The organism is Vibrio sp. 661 (genome assembly GCF_033339315.1).
GTDB lineage: Bacteria > Pseudomonadota > Gammaproteobacteria > Enterobacterales > Vibrionaceae > Vibrio > Vibrio alginolyticus.
Map to the genome: position 1 here is coordinate 167197 of NZ_JAWOUJ010000004.1, position 22506 is coordinate 189702.

General features: G+C 45.5%; 21 protein-coding genes. 7 read left to right on the forward strand and 14 right to left on the reverse strand.

The features are described from left to right. Positions 1 to 6 precede the first annotated feature (6 nt). The 6 genes from mutM to R7P69_RS10990 form a co-directional block, all read right to left on the reverse strand. Positions 7 to 816: a bifunctional DNA-formamidopyrimidine glycosylase/DNA-(apurinic or apyrimidinic site) lyase gene (mutM, locus tag R7P69_RS10965; protein ID WP_053349744.1), complete on the reverse strand. Its 810-nt coding sequence runs from the start codon at positions 814 to 816 to the stop codon at positions 7 to 9. A 102-nt stretch (positions 817 to 918) separates the two neighbouring features. After that, the gene (locus R7P69_RS10970) at positions 919 to 1395 is read right to left on the reverse strand and encodes a hypothetical protein (protein WP_238952172.1); all 477 of its coding nucleotides are present in this window, start codon (positions 1393 to 1395) and stop codon (positions 919 to 921) included. A 273-nt stretch (positions 1396 to 1668) separates the two neighbouring features. Beyond that, positions 1669 to 1839: a 50S ribosomal protein L33 gene (gene rpmG, locus R7P69_RS10975; protein ID WP_004410866.1), complete on the reverse strand. Its 171-nt coding sequence runs from the start codon at positions 1837 to 1839 to the stop codon at positions 1669 to 1671. Positions 1840 to 1852: 13 nt separating this feature from the next. Further along, positions 1853 to 2089 carry a 50S ribosomal protein L28 gene (gene rpmB, locus R7P69_RS10980; RefSeq protein WP_005384783.1) on the reverse strand — a complete coding sequence of 79 codons (237 nt, stop codon included), beginning with the start codon at positions 2087 to 2089 and terminating at the stop codon, positions 1853 to 1855. A gap of 302 nt (positions 2090 to 2391) precedes the next feature. Continuing rightward, positions 2392 to 3066: a RadC family protein gene (gene radC, locus R7P69_RS10985; RefSeq protein WP_053349745.1), complete on the reverse strand. Its 675-nt coding sequence runs from the start codon at positions 3064 to 3066 to the stop codon at positions 2392 to 2394. Between the two features lie 114 nt (positions 3067 to 3180). Continuing rightward, entirely contained in the window at positions 3181 to 4854 is a 1674-nt protein-coding gene (locus R7P69_RS10990; RefSeq protein ID WP_053349784.1) for a methyl-accepting chemotaxis protein, read from the reverse strand. A 193-nt stretch (positions 4855 to 5047) separates the two neighbouring features. Between R7P69_RS10990 and coaBC the strand changes: the two genes are divergently transcribed. From coaBC to R7P69_RS11005, 3 genes are all read left to right on the forward strand, one after another. Then, on the forward strand, positions 5048 to 6247 hold the full coding sequence (gene coaBC / locus R7P69_RS10995) for a bifunctional phosphopantothenoylcysteine decarboxylase/phosphopantothenate--cysteine ligase CoaBC (RefSeq protein ID WP_025768318.1): 1200 nt from the start codon (positions 5048 to 5050) through the stop codon (positions 6245 to 6247). A gap of 171 nt (positions 6248 to 6418) precedes the next feature. Further along, positions 6419 to 7009 (forward strand): nucleoid occlusion factor SlmA, encoded by a 591-nt coding sequence (gene slmA, locus R7P69_RS11000; protein WP_005379386.1) that lies wholly within the window; start codon positions 6419 to 6421, stop codon positions 7007 to 7009. A gap of 6 nt (positions 7010 to 7015) precedes the next feature. Further along, a complete protein-coding gene (locus R7P69_RS11005) occupies positions 7016 to 7966 on the forward strand; it encodes a Kdo(2)-lipid IV(A) acyltransferase (RefSeq protein ID WP_033905948.1) in 951 nt (316 codons plus the stop codon). An 84-nt stretch (positions 7967 to 8050) separates the two neighbouring features. Here the strand turns inward: R7P69_RS11005 and pyrE are convergent, their stop codons facing one another. After that, positions 8051 to 8692 (reverse strand): orotate phosphoribosyltransferase, encoded by a 642-nt coding sequence (gene pyrE, locus R7P69_RS11010; protein WP_026000307.1) that lies wholly within the window; start codon positions 8690 to 8692, stop codon positions 8051 to 8053. A 104-nt stretch (positions 8693 to 8796) separates the two neighbouring features. Next, positions 8797 to 9513, reverse strand: coding sequence for a ribonuclease PH (rph, locus tag R7P69_RS11015; protein ID WP_017634994.1), 717 nt, complete (start codon positions 9511 to 9513; stop codon positions 8797 to 8799). 184 nt (positions 9514 to 9697) lie between these two features. Between rph and R7P69_RS11020 the strand changes: the two genes are divergently transcribed. Next, the gene (locus tag R7P69_RS11020) at positions 9698 to 10564 is read left to right on the forward strand and encodes a YicC/YloC family endoribonuclease (RefSeq protein WP_005384776.1); all 867 of its coding nucleotides are present in this window, start codon (positions 9698 to 9700) and stop codon (positions 10562 to 10564) included. A 55-nt stretch (positions 10565 to 10619) separates the two neighbouring features. Here R7P69_RS11020 and R7P69_RS11025 read toward each other — a convergent pair whose 3' ends face one another. The 6 genes from R7P69_RS11025 to R7P69_RS11050 all read right to left on the reverse strand — a co-directional run bounded on the left by R7P69_RS11025 (position 10620) and on the right by R7P69_RS11050 (position 16890). Further along, positions 10620 to 11045 (reverse strand): phosphate-starvation-inducible protein PsiE, encoded by a 426-nt coding sequence (locus R7P69_RS11025; protein ID WP_025768316.1) that lies wholly within the window; start codon positions 11043 to 11045, stop codon positions 10620 to 10622. Between the two features lie 168 nt (positions 11046 to 11213). Beyond that, the gene (locus R7P69_RS11030; protein WP_005379372.1) at positions 11214 to 12053 is read right to left on the reverse strand and encodes an ABC transporter ATP-binding protein; all 840 of its coding nucleotides are present in this window, start codon (positions 12051 to 12053) and stop codon (positions 11214 to 11216) included. A gap of 35 nt (positions 12054 to 12088) precedes the next feature. After that, positions 12089 to 12946 (reverse strand): ABC transporter ATP-binding protein, encoded by an 858-nt coding sequence (locus tag R7P69_RS11035; RefSeq protein ID WP_005379371.1) that lies wholly within the window; start codon positions 12944 to 12946, stop codon positions 12089 to 12091. 9 nt (positions 12947 to 12955) lie between these two features. Then, positions 12956 to 14782, reverse strand: coding sequence for an extracellular solute-binding protein (locus R7P69_RS11040; protein ID WP_017634997.1), 1827 nt, complete (start codon positions 14780 to 14782; stop codon positions 12956 to 12958). A gap of 37 nt (positions 14783 to 14819) precedes the next feature. Continuing rightward, positions 14820 to 15863 carry an ABC transporter permease gene (locus tag R7P69_RS11045; RefSeq protein ID WP_005379369.1) on the reverse strand — a complete coding sequence of 348 codons (1044 nt, stop codon included), beginning with the start codon at positions 15861 to 15863 and terminating at the stop codon, positions 14820 to 14822. A 1-nt stretch (position 15864) separates the two neighbouring features. Next, positions 15865 to 16890 (reverse strand): ABC transporter permease subunit, encoded by a 1026-nt coding sequence (locus R7P69_RS11050; RefSeq protein ID WP_005384771.1) that lies wholly within the window; start codon positions 16888 to 16890, stop codon positions 15865 to 15867. Between the two features lie 820 nt (positions 16891 to 17710). On the opposite strand from R7P69_RS11050, the gene R7P69_RS11055 reads away from it, so the two are divergent. From R7P69_RS11055 to R7P69_RS11065, 3 genes are all read left to right on the forward strand, one after another. After that, a complete protein-coding gene (locus R7P69_RS11055) occupies positions 17711 to 20311 on the forward strand; it encodes a TonB-dependent receptor plug domain-containing protein (protein ID WP_017634998.1) in 2601 nt (866 codons plus the stop codon). Positions 20312 to 20376: 65 nt separating this feature from the next. After that, positions 20377 to 21141: a DUF3450 domain-containing protein gene (locus R7P69_RS11060; protein WP_005379365.1), complete on the forward strand. Its 765-nt coding sequence runs from the start codon at positions 20377 to 20379 to the stop codon at positions 21139 to 21141. A gap of 3 nt (positions 21142 to 21144) precedes the next feature. Beyond that, entirely contained in the window at positions 21145 to 22506 is a 1362-nt protein-coding gene (locus R7P69_RS11065; RefSeq protein WP_005384750.1) for a MotA/TolQ/ExbB proton channel family protein, read from the forward strand.

Below are 22506 nucleotides of genomic sequence, written 5' to 3' on the forward strand. Positions count from 1 at the left end.
AGCCTATTACTTCTGACACTCACTACAAAAGAAGGTATTACGTTGGCCAATCTTTAGCTCTTGAAGTCGTTCGCCGCACTCTGGGCATGGCTCTCCTGCTTTTCCGTAAACCAATAACTCTTGTGCAAAGTAACCCGGCTTTCCATCGGCTTGCGCAAAATCTTTCAGCGTAGTCCCACCTTGCGTAATGGCAATCTCAAGTGTCATTTTGATATTTTCAACAAGTAACCCCCACTCTTGAGAAGTCAACTTACCTGCGGGCCTTGAAGGGTGAATTCGAGATTTAAACAACGACTCATTCGCGTAGATATTTCCGACACCAACCACGACTTTGTTGTCCATGATGAACTGCTTGACGGCAACACGCTTATTTTTAGCTTTCTCCGCTACATATTCCGCATTGAACTCTTCAGTTAAAGGCTCAGGCCCCATGTTTGCTAGCACAGCATGTGACTCGCCAGGAGCACACCACAGCCATGCCCCAAAACGACGCGGATCGTTATAACGCAGTATTTTTCCACTGCTTAGTTTGAGATCCACATGATCGTGCTTTGCTGGCGGAAAGTCAGCATCTAGGACACGTAAAGACCCAGACATGCCCAAGTGAACAATGGCTGTACCTGTGTTTGTCTCGATCAGTAAGTATTTCGCACGACGGCTAATCGCACGGATCACCTGCCCTTCCAATTTTTTAAGCTCTGTAGGAATATCCCAGCGCAATTTAGGCGTTCGAAAAGTAAACGACTGGATCGTTTGTCCAACCATGTGGGGGCTAATCCCCATACGGCTGACTTCAACTTCTGGCAACTCAGGCATTAGATTCTCCAATTCACCGGCTAATAGTTCTCGCTGCTAGCATAATCGAAAAGAAAAACGATAAATAGGGAAGCTTATTAGGGGTATAGGCGAAAAAAGGCTCTACTCTGGCATAAGGTAGTTTTCATCGACGGAGATAGCGACCCATTTGTCTTGCCAGGTTTTAAATAGCCAAAAATCAGGTAAACGAAAGAAAGTCACCCGCTGCGGCTCTTCGAGATCCTGATACCAAACTTCTACCGTTTCAGGTACCGCCAGGTTAGGTTTTAAATGATCGTACTGTTCTGAGGTGAGCTCGGTCCCTTCCAATGATTGCCAGCGTGATACAAGTTCACTGATCGGTGCATCAGCTTTGATGTTGGATTGCCACCGTCCATCATGCAGCTCGAACTCCCAGCCACTATAGTACAAAGACTCCACCGTATAGTCGGAGCGAAGTACATTTGGGTAAGGGTCTGCTTGATCTGTTAATAGGTAAGTTTTGATCCACATCGGCGCATTTAAGATCACTATAAATGCGATAATGCCCAGAATAAGAATATTGTTCCATCGGCGGCGACGAGCCGGACTCACACGCATAACCATCTCTACTCTCTTATCGTTATGAGTAAATTACCAAAGAGTATTGAGCTTGACTAGAACAACGATGTGCAAGTGTGTAGGGAAGTTGTAACTAAGCGGCAGAGGCGATCAATCAAAAATTCGAGTATAGAGTCGGACCAGTAGAATAACTTCAGCAGTGCTTTATAACCCGATGACGTACTGAACCTTTTCTTCAGCACTTTTATTCACGTAATAAAAAACCCAACTCGAAAGTTGGGTTTTTCAATTCATCAAAGAGACTGAAACCAATTATTTGATTTTTGCTTCTTTGTACATAACGTGCTGGCGAACTACTGGATCAAACTTTTTGATCTCAAATTTGCCTGGCATGTTACGCTTGTTCTTATCAGTTGTGTAAAAGTGGCCTGTACCTGCAGAAGATACTAGACGGATTTTCTCACGAACGCCTTTCTTTGCCATTGCTTATTTCCTCTTAAACGTTTTCGCCACGTGCACGCATGTCTGCAAGAACAGTATCAATACCTTTCTTGTCGATGATGCGCATACCTTTAGCAGATAGACGTAGTTTAACAAAACGTTTTTCGCTCTCTACCCAGAAACGATGAGTTTGTAGGTTCGGCAGAAAACGACGCTTAGTAGCATTTCGTGCGTGTGAACGGTTGTTACCCGTTACTGGACGCTTACCAGTTACTTGGCATACTCGTGACATGAATGTCTTCTCCAAAATCGTTTCAGCTCGATATCAACCTTGGTGGCCGAACCTCTCTATCTCTCGAAAAGAAGTTAGAGGTTAAGAACCGCTATGGAAAATCCATACAAGGCTATCAAAGGTCGCGCATTATACTAACTTGATATGCATTGCTCAAGACCCGAACAGATCCTTTTTACAGGTTTTCGTGATCTTTTTTTAGACAGCAGATTTTTTTAGCAGTCCAAGCTGAATTCAGTTAAAAATTTAGTGGCGTGGATGATAGCAGATTTTTAGCAACTAACAACCTAAAAAACGCACAGTTATATCCAGCCTCTTTCAGCAAAAGAGACACTTTCCCCATCTCCGATGACGAAATGGTCCAAAATACGAATATCCACCAATGCTAATGCGTCGGTGAGACGCCTTGTAATCCTTCTGTCAGCTTGGCTCGGCTCAGCAACCCCTGAAGGATGATTGTGCGCCAAAATCAAAGCCGCCGCGTTATGATGCAGAGCACGCTTGACGACTTCTCTCGGATACACCGACGCTGCATCCAACGTTCCTTCAAATAAAATTTCATCTTTTATCACTCGGTGCTGGTTATCGAGAAAAAGAATATAAAAAGCCTCTCTTTGCCGATCCCTTAAAATAGAAGACAGATATAACTTAGTTTGGTCGGGGCTGGTTAAGGCATCACCACGCTTTAGCGTCTCCGCCAAGTAACGTTGTGTCATTTCTAGTACCGCTTGCAACTGAACATACTTGGCTTGCCCTAATCCTTTGTGACGACAAAACTCTTCTTCTGATGCTGAAAATAGTTGTCTGAGCGAACCAAAGTCTTGAATAAGGAAGTCTGCAAGCTCAATCACGTTCATTCCGCGGGTGCCTGTGCGCAAGAAGATGGCCAGCAGTTCGGCATCGGTCAAAGCTTGCGGCCCTCGTTGCAACAACTTCTCTCTGGGCATGGACTCAGTTGGCATAGCTTTCAGTATCATCTGATGTCTCTTTATATGGAAAGTGCCCCTATTCCACAAAACAAAAAGCGAAAGTCGAGTATGACTTTCGCTTTCTTCGTACCATCAGTGCTTTCCATGCAACTTAACAGTTCATCAGAGTTTAAAGTTGCCAACCAAGCCGTGAATTTCCGTTCCAGACTGTGATAGCTGCGTGCTGATTAACTCGGCATGCTGCAACGTCTCATTAATGTTGTTCACGATCTGTTGAATAGCCACTAAGTTTTGGTTGATGTCTTCTGCAACCGCACTTTGTTCTTCTGCGGCAGACGCGGTTTGAATACCCATATCTCGAATTGTTCCGATAGAATGATGAACACCAGAAAGAGATTGCTGAATGAGCGCGGACTCTTCCGCCGTTTTTACACCTCGTTTTTGGCTCACCGACATCGTACTGACCGCTCTTGATACACCATTTTGTAGCTGCTTGAGCATGTCGCCAATTTCATGAGTACTATTTTGTGTACGACTGGCTAACGAGCGCACTTCATCCGCAACGACGGCAAACCCTCGACCTTGCTCACCGGCTCTAGCCGCTTCAATCGCCGCATTTAGGGCCAACAAATTCGTTTGCTCGGCTATCTCGCCAATCACATCCAGCACTTTGGTTATTTTTTCGGTCTGTAAACTCAACTCAGAAATTGCATCTGACGTGCTGTCTATCTCCGTCACGAGTTCGGTAATGCCTTCTATTGCTTGCTCGACCTCATGCTGAGCAGCGGTGACTTGACTGTTGGCATCGTCAATTGCCTGCGCGGTCGCATTAGTATTGCTGGCTACTTCTTTGGCAGTCATGCTCATTTGCGTCACTGCCGTCACGACTTTGTCCGTCTCTAAACAGTGATCCTGCATTTGACCGCTCGCTTGGCTGGTCTGAGTGTTCAGGCTTTGGGAAACGGTCTGTACTGTCGTCGCAGAGCGATGAATGTCCTGCATCAGTGGGTGCAGCTTATCCATAAAATCATTAAACGCGGCCGCCACTTCACCGACTTCATCCTGACTTTCGACTTTTAAACGAGCCGTTAAGTCACCGCCGCCTGCGGCAACATCTTTTAATGAAGCCGCGACATGTTGTAATGGCTGAATACCTTTAGACACCACGATACTGGTGAGAACACTGGTAATGATCAATCCAATAGCGGAAATCAACACGGCAGATAACGTATGCTCTTTTAGCTCTTGAGTCTTTAACTCTCTGTGCATCGCAACTTGCTGGTCGATGTCATCAATATAAACGCCAGTACCTAAAACCCAGTCCCATTTCGATAGATATTCTGCATAGCCCAACTTAGGCGCTTGTGCGTCAATGGTCGGTTTGTGCCACGAGAAATAGAGGAACCCATCCCCTTTTTGAGAAGCGTCAATCAAGCCCGCAATAACTGCGACCCCATTTTCATCTTTTAAGTCGTAAAGGTTTTTACCCTCTAATGCAGGTTTGATGGCGTGCAACGTATTCACACCTTGAGAGTCGTAGGCAAAAAAGTAACCATCGCTTTCAAAGCGCATGGCTTTCAGAATTTCTTTTGCTGCCTCTTTATTACTTCCATTTACATCCGCGTCGTATAACGGTTTTATCGCCGTCACGCCCATCATCATATAGGCTTGTAACTCTTTCTTTTTCGTTTCGATGAGCTCTTGCCTGTCTCTTGCTAACTCCGCTTCCAAACTTTTACTGCTGTTGATGTAATACACCACTGAGATCAACGTAGTGATCAACAGCAGCGGAATTAGGGTTATCAGCAGCAATTTGTTTCGACTTTTCAACACCATGGTTTCCACTACCTCTTTTTCTTTTCAGACTTGCAAACTCCGCGCAACTTGTCTGTGAGGTAGGCGAGAATTTTCCCTTCCTCGGTCAGATTAATACTCTGGAGTTTGATGTGAATTATCTTCTCGTTATATATGCTCGGGCGGTCAGACTTTGAATTGTGTTAAAATCCGGTCATCAAATTGGAGATCTCACATGCAAACACTAGCAGGAAAGAAAATTCTACTCGGCATCAGTGGCGGTATTGCCGCGTATAAATGTGCGGAGCTAACCCGTCGCCTCATAGAGAGAGGAGCGCAAGTTCAAGTTGTAATGACGAAAGCCGCAAAAGAGTTCATTACCCCTTTAACCATGCAAGCCGTTTCGGGCCGTCCTGTCTCGGACAGTTTACTAGACCCAGCAGCGGAAGCCTCTATGGGCCATATTGAATTGGCCAAATGGGCAGATTTAGTGCTATTAGCGCCCGCGACCGCGGACTTAATCGCGCGCATGTCCGCAGGCATGGGGAACGATTTACTTACTACGCTCGTGCTCGCGACGGATTCCCCTGTTGCTGTTTCTCCGGCGATGAATCAACAGATGTATCGCAATATCGCAACCCAAGAGAACATCGCTACGTTAGCGCGTCGTGGTATGCACATCTGGGGCCCTGCGGCAGGAGAGCAAGCCTGTGGTGATGTAGGACCAGGTCGAATGCTGGAACCAATGCAGCTAGTACAGCTATGTGAACAGTTCTTTCAACCAAAATTGCTAGAAGGTAGGTCGATACTCATTACCGCCGGACCAACTCGCGAAGCGATTGATCCAGTGCGTTACATTACGAACCATAGCTCCGGGAAAATGGGCTATGCATTGGCGAGCGCCGCAGCGCAGATGGGAGCAAAAGTCACCCTCGTGAGCGGTCCTGTCAGTTTAAATACGCCCGTAGGTGTTGAGCGCATAAATGTTTCCAGTGCACAAGAGATGCACGAAGCCGTTATGACACATGCAAACCAGCATGATGCCTTTATTAGCTGCGCTGCCGTTGCCGACTACCGCCCACAAACGATCGCGTCTCAAAAGTTGAAAAAGACAGAAGACAACGACGAAATGGTCATTAATATGGTTAAAAATCCTGATATTGTTGCATCTGTGGCAGCAATGACGGAGAAGCGTCCGTTTACCGTCGGTTTTGCGGCTGAAACCAATGATGTAGAGACCTATGCTCGAGGCAAGTTAACAAAGAAAAACCTCGATATGATCTGTGCAAACGACGTTTCGGTTGCAGGGCAAGGATTTAACAGCAACGACAACGCAATTACCCTTTACTGGCCTGAAGGTGAACTTGCGCTCGCTTTGGAATCAAAAGAAGCATTGAGCTTTAAAATTCTCGAAAAAATGCATCAATTGATGTAACTAACGTTTGAAAACCCTGCCAATTTTTTACAAAAGCTGGCATAAATTTGGTACAAAAATGACAACTAAGGGTGTTAAATCTCCCATTCCACCCTTAGTGGTCTAGTTTGAGGCGAAATAGCGTCTTATAATCCCCTCCGCTCAACTTTGTATTTTGAAAGGAAGTAACTAATGGCCGGCAGTAAAAAATCCAACCGTCGTGAAGAAATCTTACAAGCATTGGCAGAAATGCTTGAATCAACAGATGGCGCTTCACGCATTACTACGGCAAAACTGGCCAAGCAAGTCGGCGTTTCAGAAGCCGCGCTGTATCGTCATTTCCCAAGTAAAGCGCGCATGTTCGAAGGGTTGATTGAGTTCATTGAAGAAGCCTTGATGACACGTATCAACCGTATTCTAGACGACGAAAAAGATACACTAGAGCGTATTCGTATGGTGATGCACCTTATTTTGGCGTTCTCTGAACGTAACCCAGGTCTGACACGCATTTTGTCGGGTCATGCTCTAATGTTTGAAAATGAACGTCTACGTGAACGCATCAATCAACTCTTTGAGCGTATAGAAACACAATTGCGCCAAATCCTGCGTGAACGTAAGATTCGTGAAGGGAAGTCTTTCCCTGTCGAAGAGCGCATCCTAGCCGCGCAAATTCTGGGACAAGTTGAGGGGAGCCTAAACCGCTTTGTGCGTAGCGACTTTAAATACCAGCCGACTGCAAACTTTGACGAGTACTGGGCGCTTTTGAGTGCACAAATAAAGTAAAAGACTATGAGTAAAGACAAATACACGCAGCCCGAGTTTTCTCTTTCACTTCTTCACCCTCGTAACTGGGGCGTATGGCTTGGTTTTGGTCTGTTGGCCATCCTCGTCAATATTCTTCCTTATCGGCTGCTGCTTTCATTAGGTCGTTCACTCGGTAAACTTGGCATGCGCTACGGTAAAAAGCGTGTCCACGTTGCTCAGCGTAACTTAGAATTGGCCTTTCCAGACAAAACACCTGAAGAGATTCAACATATTGTTGAAGAGAACTTCAAAAATACCGGTATGGCACTGATAGAAACCGGAATCACTTGGTTCTGGCCGACTTGGCGCTTTAAAAACCTGATCGTCGAGAAAGATCTCGGCGCACTGCGTGAAAAAGCCAAAGAAGGTAAAGGCGTCCTACTTTGTTGTGTCCATGCTCTAAATCTAGAGATCACTGCGCGTGCTTTCGCCGTGTTAGGCGTGGCCGGGTACGGCGCGTTTCGTCCGCATAATAATCCTGCTTATAACTTTATCCAGTATTGGGGACGGACACATAACGGCAATAAACTGATTGATCGTAAAGATGTAAAAAAGATGATTCGTGTTTTACGCAGCGGTGAGCGTCTGTTCTATTTACCGGATCACGATTACGGTCGCAAAAAATCAGTATTTGTGCCCTTCTTTGCCGTAGACGATGCGTGTACGACAACAGGCACGAGCATTCTGGCGTATACCTCAAAATGTGCGATCATCCCAGGCTCAGGGTTTCGCAATGACGAAGGAAAATACGACATCATCGCCGATAAGTGCATTGAAGCCGATTATCCACAAAAAGACGAAGTCGCCGCTGCCGCTTATATGAACAAGTATGTGGAAGAAGTCATTCTACGCGCTCCAGAGCAATGGATGTGGCTCCATAAACGCTATAAAACCATGCAAGATGAGCATGTCGAGAAAGGCATTCGCTATAAGTAAGTGGTCAAGGCGATGAATCCAAAAACAAAAAAGGGCAGATGAATATCCATCTGCCCTTTTTACTTTTTCAGAAAAAGTAACCAATTAAATGCCGTATTCTGCGCGGTATGCTTTGACTGCTTCTAGATGCTCTTTGTCTGTGCCTTTCTCTTCAAGGAAAGTCACAAGGTCAGTCAAGCTAACGATCGAGATGATTGCACAACCAAAGTCACGCTCCACTTCTTGAATCGCAGACAACTCACCTTTGCCTTTTTCTTGGCGGTCAATCGCAACCAACACACCAGCAAGGTCTGCGCCATTTGCTTGAATGATTTCCATCGATTCACGAATCGCAGTACCTGCTGTGATTACGTCATCCACTAGCATGATACGACCTTCAAGCGCAGAGCCTACAAGGTTACCGCCTTCGCCGTGATCTTTCGCTTCTTTACGGTTGAAGCAGTAAGGCGTGTCGACGTCATGATGATCCGCCAGCGCGACTGCTGTTGTCGTCGCGATTGGGATACCTTTGTACGCCGGGCCAAACAGCACATCAAACTCAATGCCAGAATCAGCAAGCGCTGCTGCGTAAAAACGACCAAGACGCGCTAGGTCACGACCAGTATTGAAAAGACCAGCGTTAAAGAAGTACGGGCTTTTACGGCCAGATTTCAAAGTAAACTCACCAAACTTAAGAACTTCTTTCTCAAGTGCAAACTCAATAAATTCACGCTGGTATGCTTTCATTATTTTCTCTCTATGTCCTTGGTTTCTTGTGTCTCTTCTCGACAATCATTCATTTCTCTATTGTCGAGATAAAAAAATAGCCCCCATAATGGGAGCTATTTAAATCAATTGGCTAACGCCGCCTTCTGCGCTGCGACAATTTCCGTAATGCCGACTTTCGCCGACTCTAGCAGAGCCATCAGCTGCTCGTGACTGAACGGTTCACCTTCTGCGGTGCCCTGAATTTCAATCATCTTGCCTTCTTCTGTCATTACCACGTTCATGTCTGTGTCTGCCGCTGAATCTTCAACGTACTCAAGGTCACACAGAACATCATCACCTAGCAAACCAACTGAAACTGCCGCTACGTGGCCTTTCATTGGGTTTGCTTTTAGCTTGCCGCTATCTACTAGGTGTTGGAATGCATCGGCCATTGCAACACTTGCGCCGCTGATGGATGCAGTACGCGTACCACCGTCAGCTTGGATAACGTCACAGTCAACGGTGATCATGAACTCACCCATGGCTTTTAGATCGACAACTGCACGTAGGCTTCGCGCGATAAGACGCTGAATTTCCATCGTACGGCCGCCTTGCTTTCCACTTGCCGCTTCACGACGAGTACGCGAATGTGTTGCTCGAGGTAGCATGCCGTATTCAGCTGTAACCCAGCCTTTACCTTGACCTTTTAGCCAACGTGGCACAGATTCTTCGACGGTCGCATTACACAACACTTTGGTGTTACCGAACTCAACTAGCACTGACCCTTCAGCGTAAGCTGTGTAGTTACGAGTAATTTTGATAGGGCGAACTTGATCCGCCTTGCGATCGTTTGGACGCATGGGCATCTACCTTAAATATGAGGAGAAGACGATTTGGTTGGGCGAAGATTATAACGGAATCGATTCCGGATTCATAGGTTACGCATCTGGCACAACATAAACAATCCATACATCCCGCGCACCTATCGACGCAGCGTGATACACTCTTGAAGTAATTTTCAAAAAATGAAGACAGGAAAATTCGATGATTTACAGTATGACAGCGTATGCACGCAAAGAAGTAAAAGGCGATTGGGGTTCTGCGGTATGGGAAATCCGCAGCGTGAACCAGCGTTATTTAGAAACATACTTCCGCATGCCAGAGCAATTTCGCGGGTTAGAGCCCGTTTTACGTGAGCGTTTTCGTAAGCGCTTAGCGCGAGGCAAAGTAGAATGTAATCTACGTTTTGAAGCAAACCCTGCCGCAAAAGGTGAGCTTAGCATCAATGAAGCGCTTGCTAGCCAGGTAATTAAAGCCGCTGAACAAGTCATGCACATGACTGGTGAACTGAGCCGAATCAATCCATTTCAAGTTATGCAATGGCCGGGGGTAATGGAAACGCCAGAGCAAGACATGGATGCGGTAAATAAAGTGCTACTAGAAGCGTTTGATGGCGCAATGGATGAATTTATTGAAGCGCGCGCTCGTGAAGGCGAGAACATGAAGGCGCTGATTGAGCAACGCCTCGAAGCGATCACATCAGAAGTTGTGAAAGTGCGCGCACGCATGCCAGAAATACTAGAGTGGCAACGTGAGCGTCTGTTCTCTAAATTTGAAGATGCAAAAGTAGAGCTAGACCCATCTCGCGTTGAGCAAGAGCTTATCCTTCTGGCACAGAAATCAGACGTAGCAGAAGAGCTAGACCGTCTTGATTCTCACGTAAAAGAAACCACGAACATTCTGAAAAAAGGCGGCGCAGTGGGTCGTCGTCTAGATTTCATGATGCAAGAGTTCAACCGTGAATCGAACACGCTAGCGTCGAAATCCATCAGCACCGACATCACCGCATCGGGCGTTGAACTGAAAGTTCTAATTGAACAGATGCGTGAGCAGATCCAAAACATTGAATGATCTAAAAGTCATCGAGTATTGAAACAAAAAAGCCCCGCTAATACGGGGTTTTCTTTTATTCGTCTTTTTCCAAGGTACTGTTATCAACGTAGGGCCAATAATGGTGCCCAATTCTGATCAGCAAAGTAGCCGCAGCCAAAATAAACGCAGCCAGAGATAACCACACAACCAAAACTGCATCCAGCTCTTTCATTCCGAGTGTGATGTAGCGGGCGATGGCCATCATCGCGATGTAGATAGGATAGCGTACCGGAATTTTACCGTTCATCACGAACTGCTGCACCATAGCGAGCACTTCCAGATAGATAAACATCAACAGAATATCCGTGAGTAAGACACGCTTCTCTACAAATACGTGCACAAACTCTTGCATCATGGCGTACAACGTCGCCAAGGTAATAGAGACTAATAACACCGCCTCCAAAATATGGAAGATTTTCAGGAAAGGTCGACTAAAGGATTTCGGTAAATTCGACGGCATGGTCCATTATCCAAACAAAGAAAATAGGCCTTGAGTTTAGCATGCAACGATCTTCAATCAATCAGAATAAACATCAGTGCAAATCGACTCCAAGTCCTGGCATTTGCTTATAAAAACGCTCCGCTTATTTGGCGGAGCGCTTTTGTGTTATAGGACCTGTGGCATCACTTACGCCACTTGCTGCTTTTTTTCAGCTACGCGCTTTTTCTTCCGATATTTAGGGTGAGTGATCGGAATCGCAGATAGGAGTTTTTTGGTGTATTCGTTTTGCGGGTTTGCATAAATTTCTTTAGCACTGCCTGCTTCTACCACTTTACCAAAATACATCACGGCAACTTTGTCAGAAACATGTTTCACCACCGAGAGATCGTGAGAGATAAATATGATCGCCAAGTTCATTTCTTGTTGCAGTTGTAGCAATAGGTTCAAGATTTGCGCCTGTACCGACACATCTAACGCAGATACCGATTCATCACAAATCAGCAGTTTAGGCTTCAATGCAATCGCGCGAGCGATACCGATACGCTGCCGTTGCCCGCCTGAAAATTCATGTGGATAACGGTTTACTGCCGTTTCTGGTAATCCCACTTTGATTAAAAGCTCTTTTACCCATTGTTTACGCTCTGTTGGCGTGCCAATTTTATGAATAACAAACGGTTCTTCCAGAATCATACCGATGGTATGACGCTGATTGAGTGACTCCATTGGGTCTTGAAAGACGATTTGCATGTCTTTACGCAGCGATCGCATCTCTTTCACAGACAATTTAGTGATGTCTTTACCTTCAAAGAAAATCTTACCTTCTGTTGGCTCGTATAACTTTAAGATCGTGCGACCAAGGGTGCTTTTACCACAACCTGACTCACCAACTAGCCCCAGTGTTTCACCTTCAGAAACAGACAGTGAAACCCCGTCTACCGCTTTGATGGTGTAGCCTTTCTTGAACAGCCCTTTACCAGAAACAAAGTGCTGCTTAAGATTTTCAATTCTTAATACTTCTTTTGCCATAACATCCTCTTTTATGACTGGTTCACTTTGCCCAGTTAACTGGCAAACATACTGGCATCAATAGGCTTGATATCGATCATCTGCTTCGGCTCATTATCTAAGCTCGGCATCAATCCCATTAAACGCTCTGTGTATGGGTGCTGCGGGTTATCAAACAACTCAAAAATTTCTGCTTTTTCGACAATACGTCCGCCATACATCACGGCAACATCATCACACACTTCTGCCACAACCCCGAGATCGTGAGTGATGAAGATCATCGCCATGCCCGTTTCTTCCTGAAGCTCGTTCATCAGTTCAAGGATAGACGCCTGAACCGTAACATCCAACGCTGTAGTCGGTTCATCACAAATCAGAATATCCGGCTTACAGGCCAATGCCATCGCGATCATGACACGCTGGCGCATACCACCAGATAGGTTATGGGGATACTCATTCAATCGCTTCTCTGGCATTGGAATTTTTACTTTTGCCAGCATTTCAATCGAGTACGCCTCCCGCTCCTTTTTGTCGAGCTCAGGTCGATGGAGCTCAAGCACTTCACATATTTGACGACCAATGGTGTGCACTGGGTTGAGCGCCGTCATCGGGTCTTGGAAGATGATCGAAATGCGATCGCCACGCATGGCGTACATCTCTTCCGCAGGCAAATCAACTAGGTTGGTGCCGCGATAATTCACTTCACCTTTGATAATGTTGCCATATGGCTTAGGTAATAGCCCCATGATCGACATTGAGGTTACGCTCTTACCACTACCTGACTCTCCTACCAGACCGAGTGTACGTCCGGCTCTCACATCAAAGTTCACACCATGCAGAACCTTCACTGGCCCATCATCGGTGGTAAATTCAACTTCGAGATCTTTAACACTTAGGATTACATCGTTTTCCATAACCAATCCTTACAGCTTATAAGTGTCATCTACGACAACAACAGGTTCAAAAGCTTTGCCTGACTTCATCGCTTGTTTCGTTTCTTTTTTGATATCACTATCAATCCAGTAAGTGCCATCGCCTATGATTGCACCACTGAACAGCGCCTCTGTCATGCGATTCATTGGCTTATCTGGAAACTTTAACCAGCGCCAGTGACCATAGCGGACATAAGGAACCATGTAGCCTGGGACGATAACGTGAGCATCAATGATGTCACGCTGAATCTCATGACCTAGCTGGATCTTTTTATCCATATCCATGCCAAAACGATACTCGATGATCTTTTCATCCAGTTCAGGCGTGCTGTAGTTTGTGAAAGAGTTAGTTTGCGGCTTGTTCGCATTGACTGAATGGAAGTACTCCCAATACGTTGGGATCTCAGACGTACCCATATCTAAGAAAGCCAAATCGTGCTTTTTCTCACGTACGTATTTGAACATGGATGAGCCATCAACTAACTTGAGCTCAATATCCAGCCCTGCTAGCTTGGCTTGCTCACGCAAAAATGCAATACGAGGAGTATGAACAGGTGTTCCGTAGGTCAGCTCGAAGCTTAAGCGCTCACCTTTATCATTAACACGAATACCATCAGAACCAATTTTGTTAAAGCCTGCGGCTTCGAATGCCTCGGCCGCTTTTGCGGGATCAAACTTCGGTGCCTTAGCATCTGGTAGGGTGTATTTACCATGACCATAACCGGTCGGGTTCGGTTTACGGGAGTAGTCGCCACGCATGACATTCTCTATCATGCCATCAAAGTCAATCGCGTAAGTAATGCCCTTGCGAATGTTTAAATCATCCAGCAAAGGCATCGCGGTGTTCATCCATACACCACCAGCCCCAACTGGGAATTGGTTGTAACCCCAGAACTTTTGAATGTATCCCTTCTGGTAAGGTTCCGTATTCGATTTATCATGCCATAAGCTTGGTAAAACAAGACCAAATGCGTCCAGCTTCCCTTTCTCAAAGTGCTTCATCGCGATATCACTGTCGCGAATCACTGTGATGCGGATTTTGTCGACATTATAGCGATGTTGATAATACTTATTGCTGTAACCCCACCAGTCTTCACCGACATGTTTGAAGGTCACACTTTTACCTTTTTTAATGTCATCTAGGTAGTATGCACTGGTCGTTGGTTCACTTTTAAAATTGTAGTAGCGGACAAAGTTGTCATGTATACCGTCACCATTTTCATCTTTTGAAGGGTTAGCATAAAAATGTGCGGGACGTGGGCGCAGGGCCCCCATTCGTAACAGCAACTCTTCCGGATTAAACTCTTTCGCCGCCTTAACAGCAAACGTGTGAGTGTCGTACTTGATAACATCCGCAATCGTTTTGTTGTAGTAATCGTTGTACCAAGGTTCCAAGATGTCTTTGGAACGATAAAACTTCAGCATGAACACGAAATCGTCGGCAGTCACAGGTTTGCCGTCCGACCATTTGGCTTCAGGATTGAGTTTGAAATAGACCGTTTTGTTGTCACCTGCTAACGCCCACTCGTTAGCAAGCTCAGGTATGAACTCTAAAGTATCTGGGTGGCGGACCACCAAGCCTGGTGTTTCATCTAAGATAAAAGAACGTAGCCCTGCATTAGCGTCTGGACCAACACTACGTAACGTCTGTGGGAAACTTGACATAAAGGTGCGATAAGTCCCTCCACGTTTCGCTTCTGGCGAACCATATTGAGGCTCATCCCAGTTTGTTTGCCAGTTTAAGTCAGTCGGAAGCGTTGCTGACATTGCACCAAAACTCAGGGCGCTCAGCGTGGACGCTAAAAATAATTTCTTCATAAAACTTCCCTTTTTATGTTTTGCTCACAATGCTCGCTTAAACATAGCGTGTGAATTTTTTCGGGTCGAAAGCCGCTCGAATGGCTTCACCAATAAAGGTCACCATTACCAGAACCAGAACAATAGAAGTCACTACTGACGCAACAATCCATGGCGAATCTAAGTTTGACTTACCTTGTTGCAGTAGTTCACCCCAACTTGGCGTTGGTGGCATCAAGCCTAATCCTAGGTAATCGAGAGCAGTCAGTGCTGTGATGTTAGCTGCAATAGTGAAAGGCGCTAGGGTTACAATCATCACCATCGTATTTGGCAAGATGTGATTAAACAAGATACGTCCGGTCGATGCCCCTAAAGCACGAGCCGCCATTACATATTCTCGTGCCGCTTCTTTATAGGTCATGGTCCGCATGTACCATGTCATCCCCATCCAAGTGAAAAGCACGTTAATAGCGACAAAGAGAGCGAACGTCGGCTGAACGATTGAGACAAGAATCATAATGACGTACAAAAACGGGACCATTGACCAGATTTCGATAAGTCGCTGTACAAACAAGTCAAATTTACCGCCCCAAAAACCCATAGCACAACCGACTGCAGTACCGATCGCGTAGGAAATGGCCATCGTAAGCAACGCAAATCCCATCGCCGTTCTGAATCCGTAGACGAGTCGCGCCAAAATATCGCGACCTATCACATCTGTACCTAAATAATGCTTATTTTCGGCACTAGGCGCTGTTGGCGGGAAATCACCACTAAAATCTTGTTCGTATGGGTTCCACGGCACAAGCGGCAAAATAACAAAGTTGTCGCCCCCTTCAGCCTCAAACGCTTTTTGCAGTACACGATAATCGGCTTCACTGGAAGACTCTTGGCCGAATTCGCTACCTAAACGTACGTCACTGACAACAGGAAAATAGTAGCTACCATCGTACTTGACGACTAGCGCTTTACTGTTGATCAAAAGTTCGGCGAATAGAGAAAGGATCAACATGATAGAAAGAGCAACAAACGACCAATAGCCTCGTTTGATCTCTTTAAAGTGACGAATTTTCTTTTGAGTTAATGGACTAACTTTAATCATGTTACGCTCCAAACTTCACACGTGGGTCGACTAAAGCAACACAAATATCTGAAATGATGTTACCAATGAGCAGTAACAACGCATTAATGGCGACAATACCCATAACAACAGGGTAATCACGCTCCATGATTGATTCGTAACCCAATAAGCCAATGCCATCAATATTGAAGATAACTTCAATCAGGAAGGCACCGGTCATGAAGAACAACAAAGAGTTACCAAAGTGACTCGCGATCGGAATTAAGCTGTTACGCAACGCGTGCTTACGAACTGCTTTTTTGAAAGGTAATCCTTTCGCAATTGCGGTGCGGATGTAATCTGAGGAAAGGTTTTCCATCAGGTTATTTTTCATTGTCATCGTCAGCGTGGCAAAATCACCAATGAGGTAACAGATCAAAGGCAACACCGCATGCCACATAATGTCTTTAGCGCGTTCAAAGAAGGTTTCGTAATCGTCGAAGTCATCGCCGACAAAGCCTCCCATCGGAAACCATTCCAAGTGATAACTAAATAACGTGATCAGCAATACACCCACCACATAACCTGGTAGCGCGTAGCCTACGAAAATGAGTACTGAAGAGGCGGAATCAAACACAGAACCGTGCTTGAGCGCCTTATAGTAACCAAGAGGAATCGAGATAAAATAACTAATAAAGAAGGTCATGCCGCCATAAAACAACGACACTGGCAAACGCTCTGCGATCATATCCGAGACAGGCTCGTAGTAACGCGTCGACTCGCCAAGATCTAGCATTACCAAACGACTTAACCACTCGACGTACGCTTCCGTTACAGGTTTATCCAGGCCATAAAACGCATTCAGCTCCGCGATTTGATCGTCAGAAAGGGCCGTATTACCACCCGCAGACGTCATTGATGCGGCGCCGTCCCCCTGAGACTGCATTTGTGACAACATGCGTTCAACAGGTCCGCCAGGCACGAAACGAGTGATAGCAAAGATGAGAATAGTTATCCCGAGAAACGTTGGGATAACCAACGCCAAACGGCGTAAAAAGTACGACAGCATATACAACTTGCTCCTTGTCTACTGTCCAGTTCAAACGGAGTGAAAGAGGATATTTTCCGCCCAAAATGGTGCATATTTATCTCGTAGTAACTAAAACTGTTGAAGCACACTCCCTGCGCCTCAAGAGCTAGACTTTTCTACTACTGCAATAATTTCAGCGTCATATTTATCTTGAATCCACATCAGCTTCAAGTGTTTGAAACCAAAACATGACAAACTTCCTTCGATGTCGAAAAACAGAAATGTTTTTGTAAAAAATTATAAAAAACCACAAAAATAATTCATACAGAATATCAATCTAGGCTGTTTAGAGCCAAAACCCTACATAAAAATGCACCCTACACACATAAATAGACACATAATCCAAGGTTATATTTGACCTAAAAATACGAGTGAGCCCTTTAACAGCAATGGGTATCATATTTTGATACCACCTAATAAGTTCGAGCTAACAAAGTATGGATTCGATATAAAACTCATCTCAGAACAATTCACTGGAAAAATATCTTTTTCCAGATTCAATTACCCACTAAAAAACCATAGGCAAGATAAGTCATTAAAGTTTATAAGAAACACAAAATACGGTGTTTTATTGAAATTTAATCTCGATGCATAAACCTTATTCGGTTTTTTATTCCGCCTTTTAAACAAAGCCTGGTTATTTACATCTTTTTTACATTTAAGCATCCCCGTTTACCACTGGTTTGACTTCCTTTTTTCATCTCGGTTATACATTGGCCGAACGTTAACGAAATATTAACGTCACATTTGGCCGCTATGCGGCCAGACATAGGAAATAATAATAATCGGAGCAACAAGGATGTATAAAAACACAACCGCTTTATCTGTTGCGATAAGCCTTGCTTTGGGGACAGCAGCAGTTGCAGCCCCAGCAACAGCACTGGCAGAAGAGCAGCAAGTTGAAAAACTTCAAAAGATGAAAGTTACTGGTTCGCGTATCTCCACGACGGATATGGAAGGTCCTTCACCAGTTACTGTTATTAATAGTAAAGACATTGAGTCTAAAGGCTTTAACAGCGCGCAAGACGTATTGAACAGTTTGACCCAAAACACAGGTGGTGTAATGGCTCAAACAGACTCTTTCTCGTTTACACCAGCAGCGCAGTCAGTCAACTTACGTGGCCTTGGCGCGTCACGCACATTGATTCTTATTGATGGCCGTCGTCTTCCTCAATACCCGCTAGCACAAGATGGTACATCTAACTTCCAAGATATCGGCCAAATCCCTGTCGCCGCTATTGAGCGTGTTGAAGTAATGACCGACTCAGGTTCTGCTATCTACGGCTCCGACGCAATCGGTGGTGTCGTAAACTTCATTTTAAAGAAAGACTTTGATGGCGTTTCTGTAAAAGTACGCGCGGGTGACGCGACGGATGGTGGTTACCAAAATGGTCGTTTAGACGTTGTAGCTGGCAAAAACTTTGACGACAAACGTATTCTCTTCGTTGGCCAATTTGCGGGCAACGAAATGCTAAAGCAATCTGACCGAGATGATTGGGCTGGCGATGACGGTTCTAGCCGTTCTCAGCTAAGTGGCTACTCTAGCTACGGTGCAAACTTTGAAGGCGCCAACGGAACACTTCTAACACCAGCTGATGCAGGTTCTTCATGTAAAGAAGTCGTTGGTGATGCCGCGATTGAACGAGCGGATGGAAAGTGTGGTGTTAACCGCTCTGCGTACCGAACATTAAAACCAGAAAACAAACAAGTAGACCTACTTTTACGTGGTGAAATGGACATTAACGACAATGTCACTGCCATGGCAGAAGCCCGTTTTGGCTACAAGTCTACAGAATCTGAATTCGAACCTAACCCTTACAGCGTAGAAGTTGATGCCACTCACTTCCGCGGCGAAGGCGAATACACTCGCCGTATGGTCGAATTTGGACCACGCGAAAGTAACACTGAAGCCGATTCTTTTGGCTTAACCTTAGGCTTGAACGGCCTGCTTGCTGATACGTATGATTGGGACCTCTCCGCTGGTTACTCTGAGCAAAGCGTTGAAACAAGCAACCCAGCAATCTTCCTAACTCTCGACCAAGCTGTACAAAATGGTGATGTCGATCTTCTAGGGCCTATCTCTCAAGACGTTGTAGACAAATACAGCGGCACTTCAAGCAAAGAAGCTTACTCAAAGCTTTACTCTGTTAACGGCTCACTGGCTGGTGATTTGGTTGAACTTCCTGCAGGTATGTCTGGCTTTGCTGTTTATGGTGAATGGAACCGTACTGACTACAATGAGACGATTGATGCGACAACAGCAGCTGGTGGTTTCTCTGGTCTAGGTGGAACATCAGGCGGCGGTGACCGCGATCAGATTGGTCTTGGTGTTGAAGCTCTTATTCCTATCATTGAAGATTTAGAAATGACTGTCGCTGGTCGTTACGACCACTACTTCGACGACTCGGCAACTGGCGGCGCATTCACTCCTAAAGTAGCCCTAGCATACCGTCCTACTGACACCCTATTGCTACGTGGTAGCTACGGTCTAGGCTTCCGAGCTCCAGACTTGAAGCGACTATTTGGTGATCAAACTCGAGGCTTTGGTTCTGGTTTTGACCCTGTGCTTTGTGCCAACGCTGGTGGTAGCGGCCCACAAGATAAAGACAAGTACCCAGAGTGTGATACTCAGTACTTCGATACGCTTAATGGCCCTAACTCTGAGCTGAAAGAAGAAACAAGTACAAACATTAACTTGGGCCTAGCGTGGGAGCCTGTGGATGATCTTGGTGTAACTGTTGACTGGTACCACATCAAGATGGAAGACGTCGTAACAGCACCAACTTACCAAGACGTAATTAACGATCCAGGTAAATACCCAGGTACTGAAGTCGTTCGTAACCCAGATGGCACCATCAAGTCGGTATCCTATGGTCCAGTGAACCAGTCGTATGAAGAGCGTTCTGGTATTGACCTAGCGATCAAATACGCATACGACACTAATGAGTTCGGTTCATTTAACACGCGTGTTGCTGTAACGAAGATCTTGATTGCTGAATATCAAGAAAACGACAGCGAGCCTGTAACGGATGAAAGAGATTTCATGCCTGAATACACCGCAACGTTAAATCTTGGCTGGGCATATGAAGATGTCGCTATCAACCTATTTGGTAAATACCGCGACCGTATGTGTTCAAGCTACGCAAACCGTTACTACTTTGATGACTGTGATTCTGCTAAAAAAGCGGGTTACAAAGCAGAAATCGCTAGTATGACAACGTGGAACCTAACGGCTTCTTACCAATTCAACGAGAGTGGTCGTGTAACTCTTGGTGCTATCAACATGTTTGACAAAGTACCGCCTGCAGATCCTCTAAGCGATACCTCTCCATTCTATGCAACTGGGTATGACGATCCAATCGGACGTCAGCTATACGTCGAGGCATCATACGACTTCTAAAAAATATTTGGCGCGGGTTTTCCGCGCCCTTTTCGACTGACTAAAACACTGACAAGGATGCAACCATGAAATTCAAGGAATTTGGTCTCAGTGCCATAGCTGCAGCATTGCTTACTATCAGTAGTAGCTCTATAGCGGCCAACTCTGGTGCTGTCGTTTCCACACAAGCAAAAGCAAATCAATCTTCAGAAGCTTCGCAACAAAAAATCGACAATTATGCCGAAAGTACTGAAGGCATGTTGGCAGAATACAAAGGCTTACTACGTCAAATCGACAGCATGAAAGTCTACAACGAGCAAATTAATCGTATGGTTCAATCACAGCAAGGTGAATTGGACTCATTAAATAACCAAATAGCTCAGATCGATCAAACGGCAACAGAAGTAGTGCCACTAACACTTAAAATGATCGATGCACTCGATGAGTTTGTGACTCTCGATCTGCCTTTCCAGAAAAAAGAACGTAATAAACGTGTCCAAGAACTGCGTCGTCTCATGGATCGCGCCGACGTAACGACTTCTGAGAAATTCCGTAAAGTGATGGAAGCCTACCAAATTGAAGAAGGCTTCTCTCGCTCAATTGAATCTTACAAAGCTAGCCTAGATAGAAATGGGGAAACCGTGACTTACGACTTCCTACGTATTGGTCGCACGGCGCTTTTATTCCAATCTCCAGACGGTGGTGAGACAGGTATGTGGAACCAACAAACACGTCAATGGGAAACATTACCGGAAAGCTACCGCATAGCGGTACAGCAAGGCCTTCGTATCGCGAAGAAGCAAGCGCCACCAGCGCTAATCAAATTGCCTGTATATGCTGGGGAGGAATAAGAGATGAAAGGATTCAAAACTCTAGCCGCTGGTCTACTAGCGAGCTTATTTATGGTTTCAGGCGTACAAGCAGAAACGCCTAAAAACCTATCTGAACTACTCAAAAACGTAAAATCAGAAAGCATCGTTGAGTCAAAAGAGAACAAAGCCCGTGAAGCTGAGTTCAAGAACAACCGAGATAAGCAAGCGGCATTATTGCAACAGGCTCGTGAAGAGCTAGCTTCACAGCAAGCACTGGGCGATCAACTTAAAGCGACATTTGATGAAAACGATAAGCAGCTGACTGAACTAACAGAAACCTTACGTGTTCGCTCTGGTACTTTGGGCGAAATGTTTGGTGTGGTCCGCCAATATGCGGGCGAGTTTAAGGGCTTATTTGCTGCCTCTCAAAACGCTGTTCAGTTCCCAGAGCGTGACGCTCTACTAACGAAACTGGCTGAAAGCAAAGAACTGCCATCAACACAAGAGCTAGAAGCATTCTGGCATACCATTCTTCAACAAGTGGTTGCCTCAGGCGAGACAGCAACAACCCAAGCAACGGTTGTTTATGGCGAAGGTAAAGAAGCGGTTCGCGATGTTACTCTTGTCGGTGAATTTAACGCGATTGCCGATGGTAAGTACGTTACTTATGTACCTCAAACAGGTAAGTTCGAAGAACTCTCTCGACAGCCTCGCACCAATATTACACGTCATGTTGCAGGCTTTGAGTCAGCGTCAAACAGCTATGAGCCACTGTTCATTGACCCATCCCGTGGTGTAATTCTGTCTCTACTTGTACAAAGCCCTACCGTTCAAGAACGTATTGATCAAGGTGGCATTGTAGGTTACGTCATCCTTGGTATGGGTGCAGTTGGCGCTATCATTGCTCTAGTTTGCTTCCTACGCCTTCAAGTGATTGGCGGTAAAATGCGTAAGCAAGCGAAATCAGAAACCGTGATTCCTGGTAACCCTCTGGGTGAAGTTATCCAAGCTTACCAAGAACACAAAGGTGACAACCTTGAAGATCTTGAAGCGAAACTGGACGAAATCATCCTACGTAACGCACCGAGCATTGAACGCTTTATCAGCTCAATCAAACTGTTCGCTTCTGTAGCACCACTTCTAGGTCTACTGGGTACGGTTATGGGTATGATCGGTACGTTCCAAGCAATCACACTATTTGGTACAGGTGATCCTAAGCTAATGGCTGGCGGTATCTCTGAAGCACTTGTTACTACGATGCTTGGTCTGGTTGTCGCAATTCCTCTACTGTTCCTGTACACCATCGTACACAGTAAAGGTCGTCGTTTGGTTCAAACTCTTGAAGAACAGAGTGCAGGCTTCATCGCTCGCTATCAGGAAAAACTACATAAAGCCGAAAGCTAA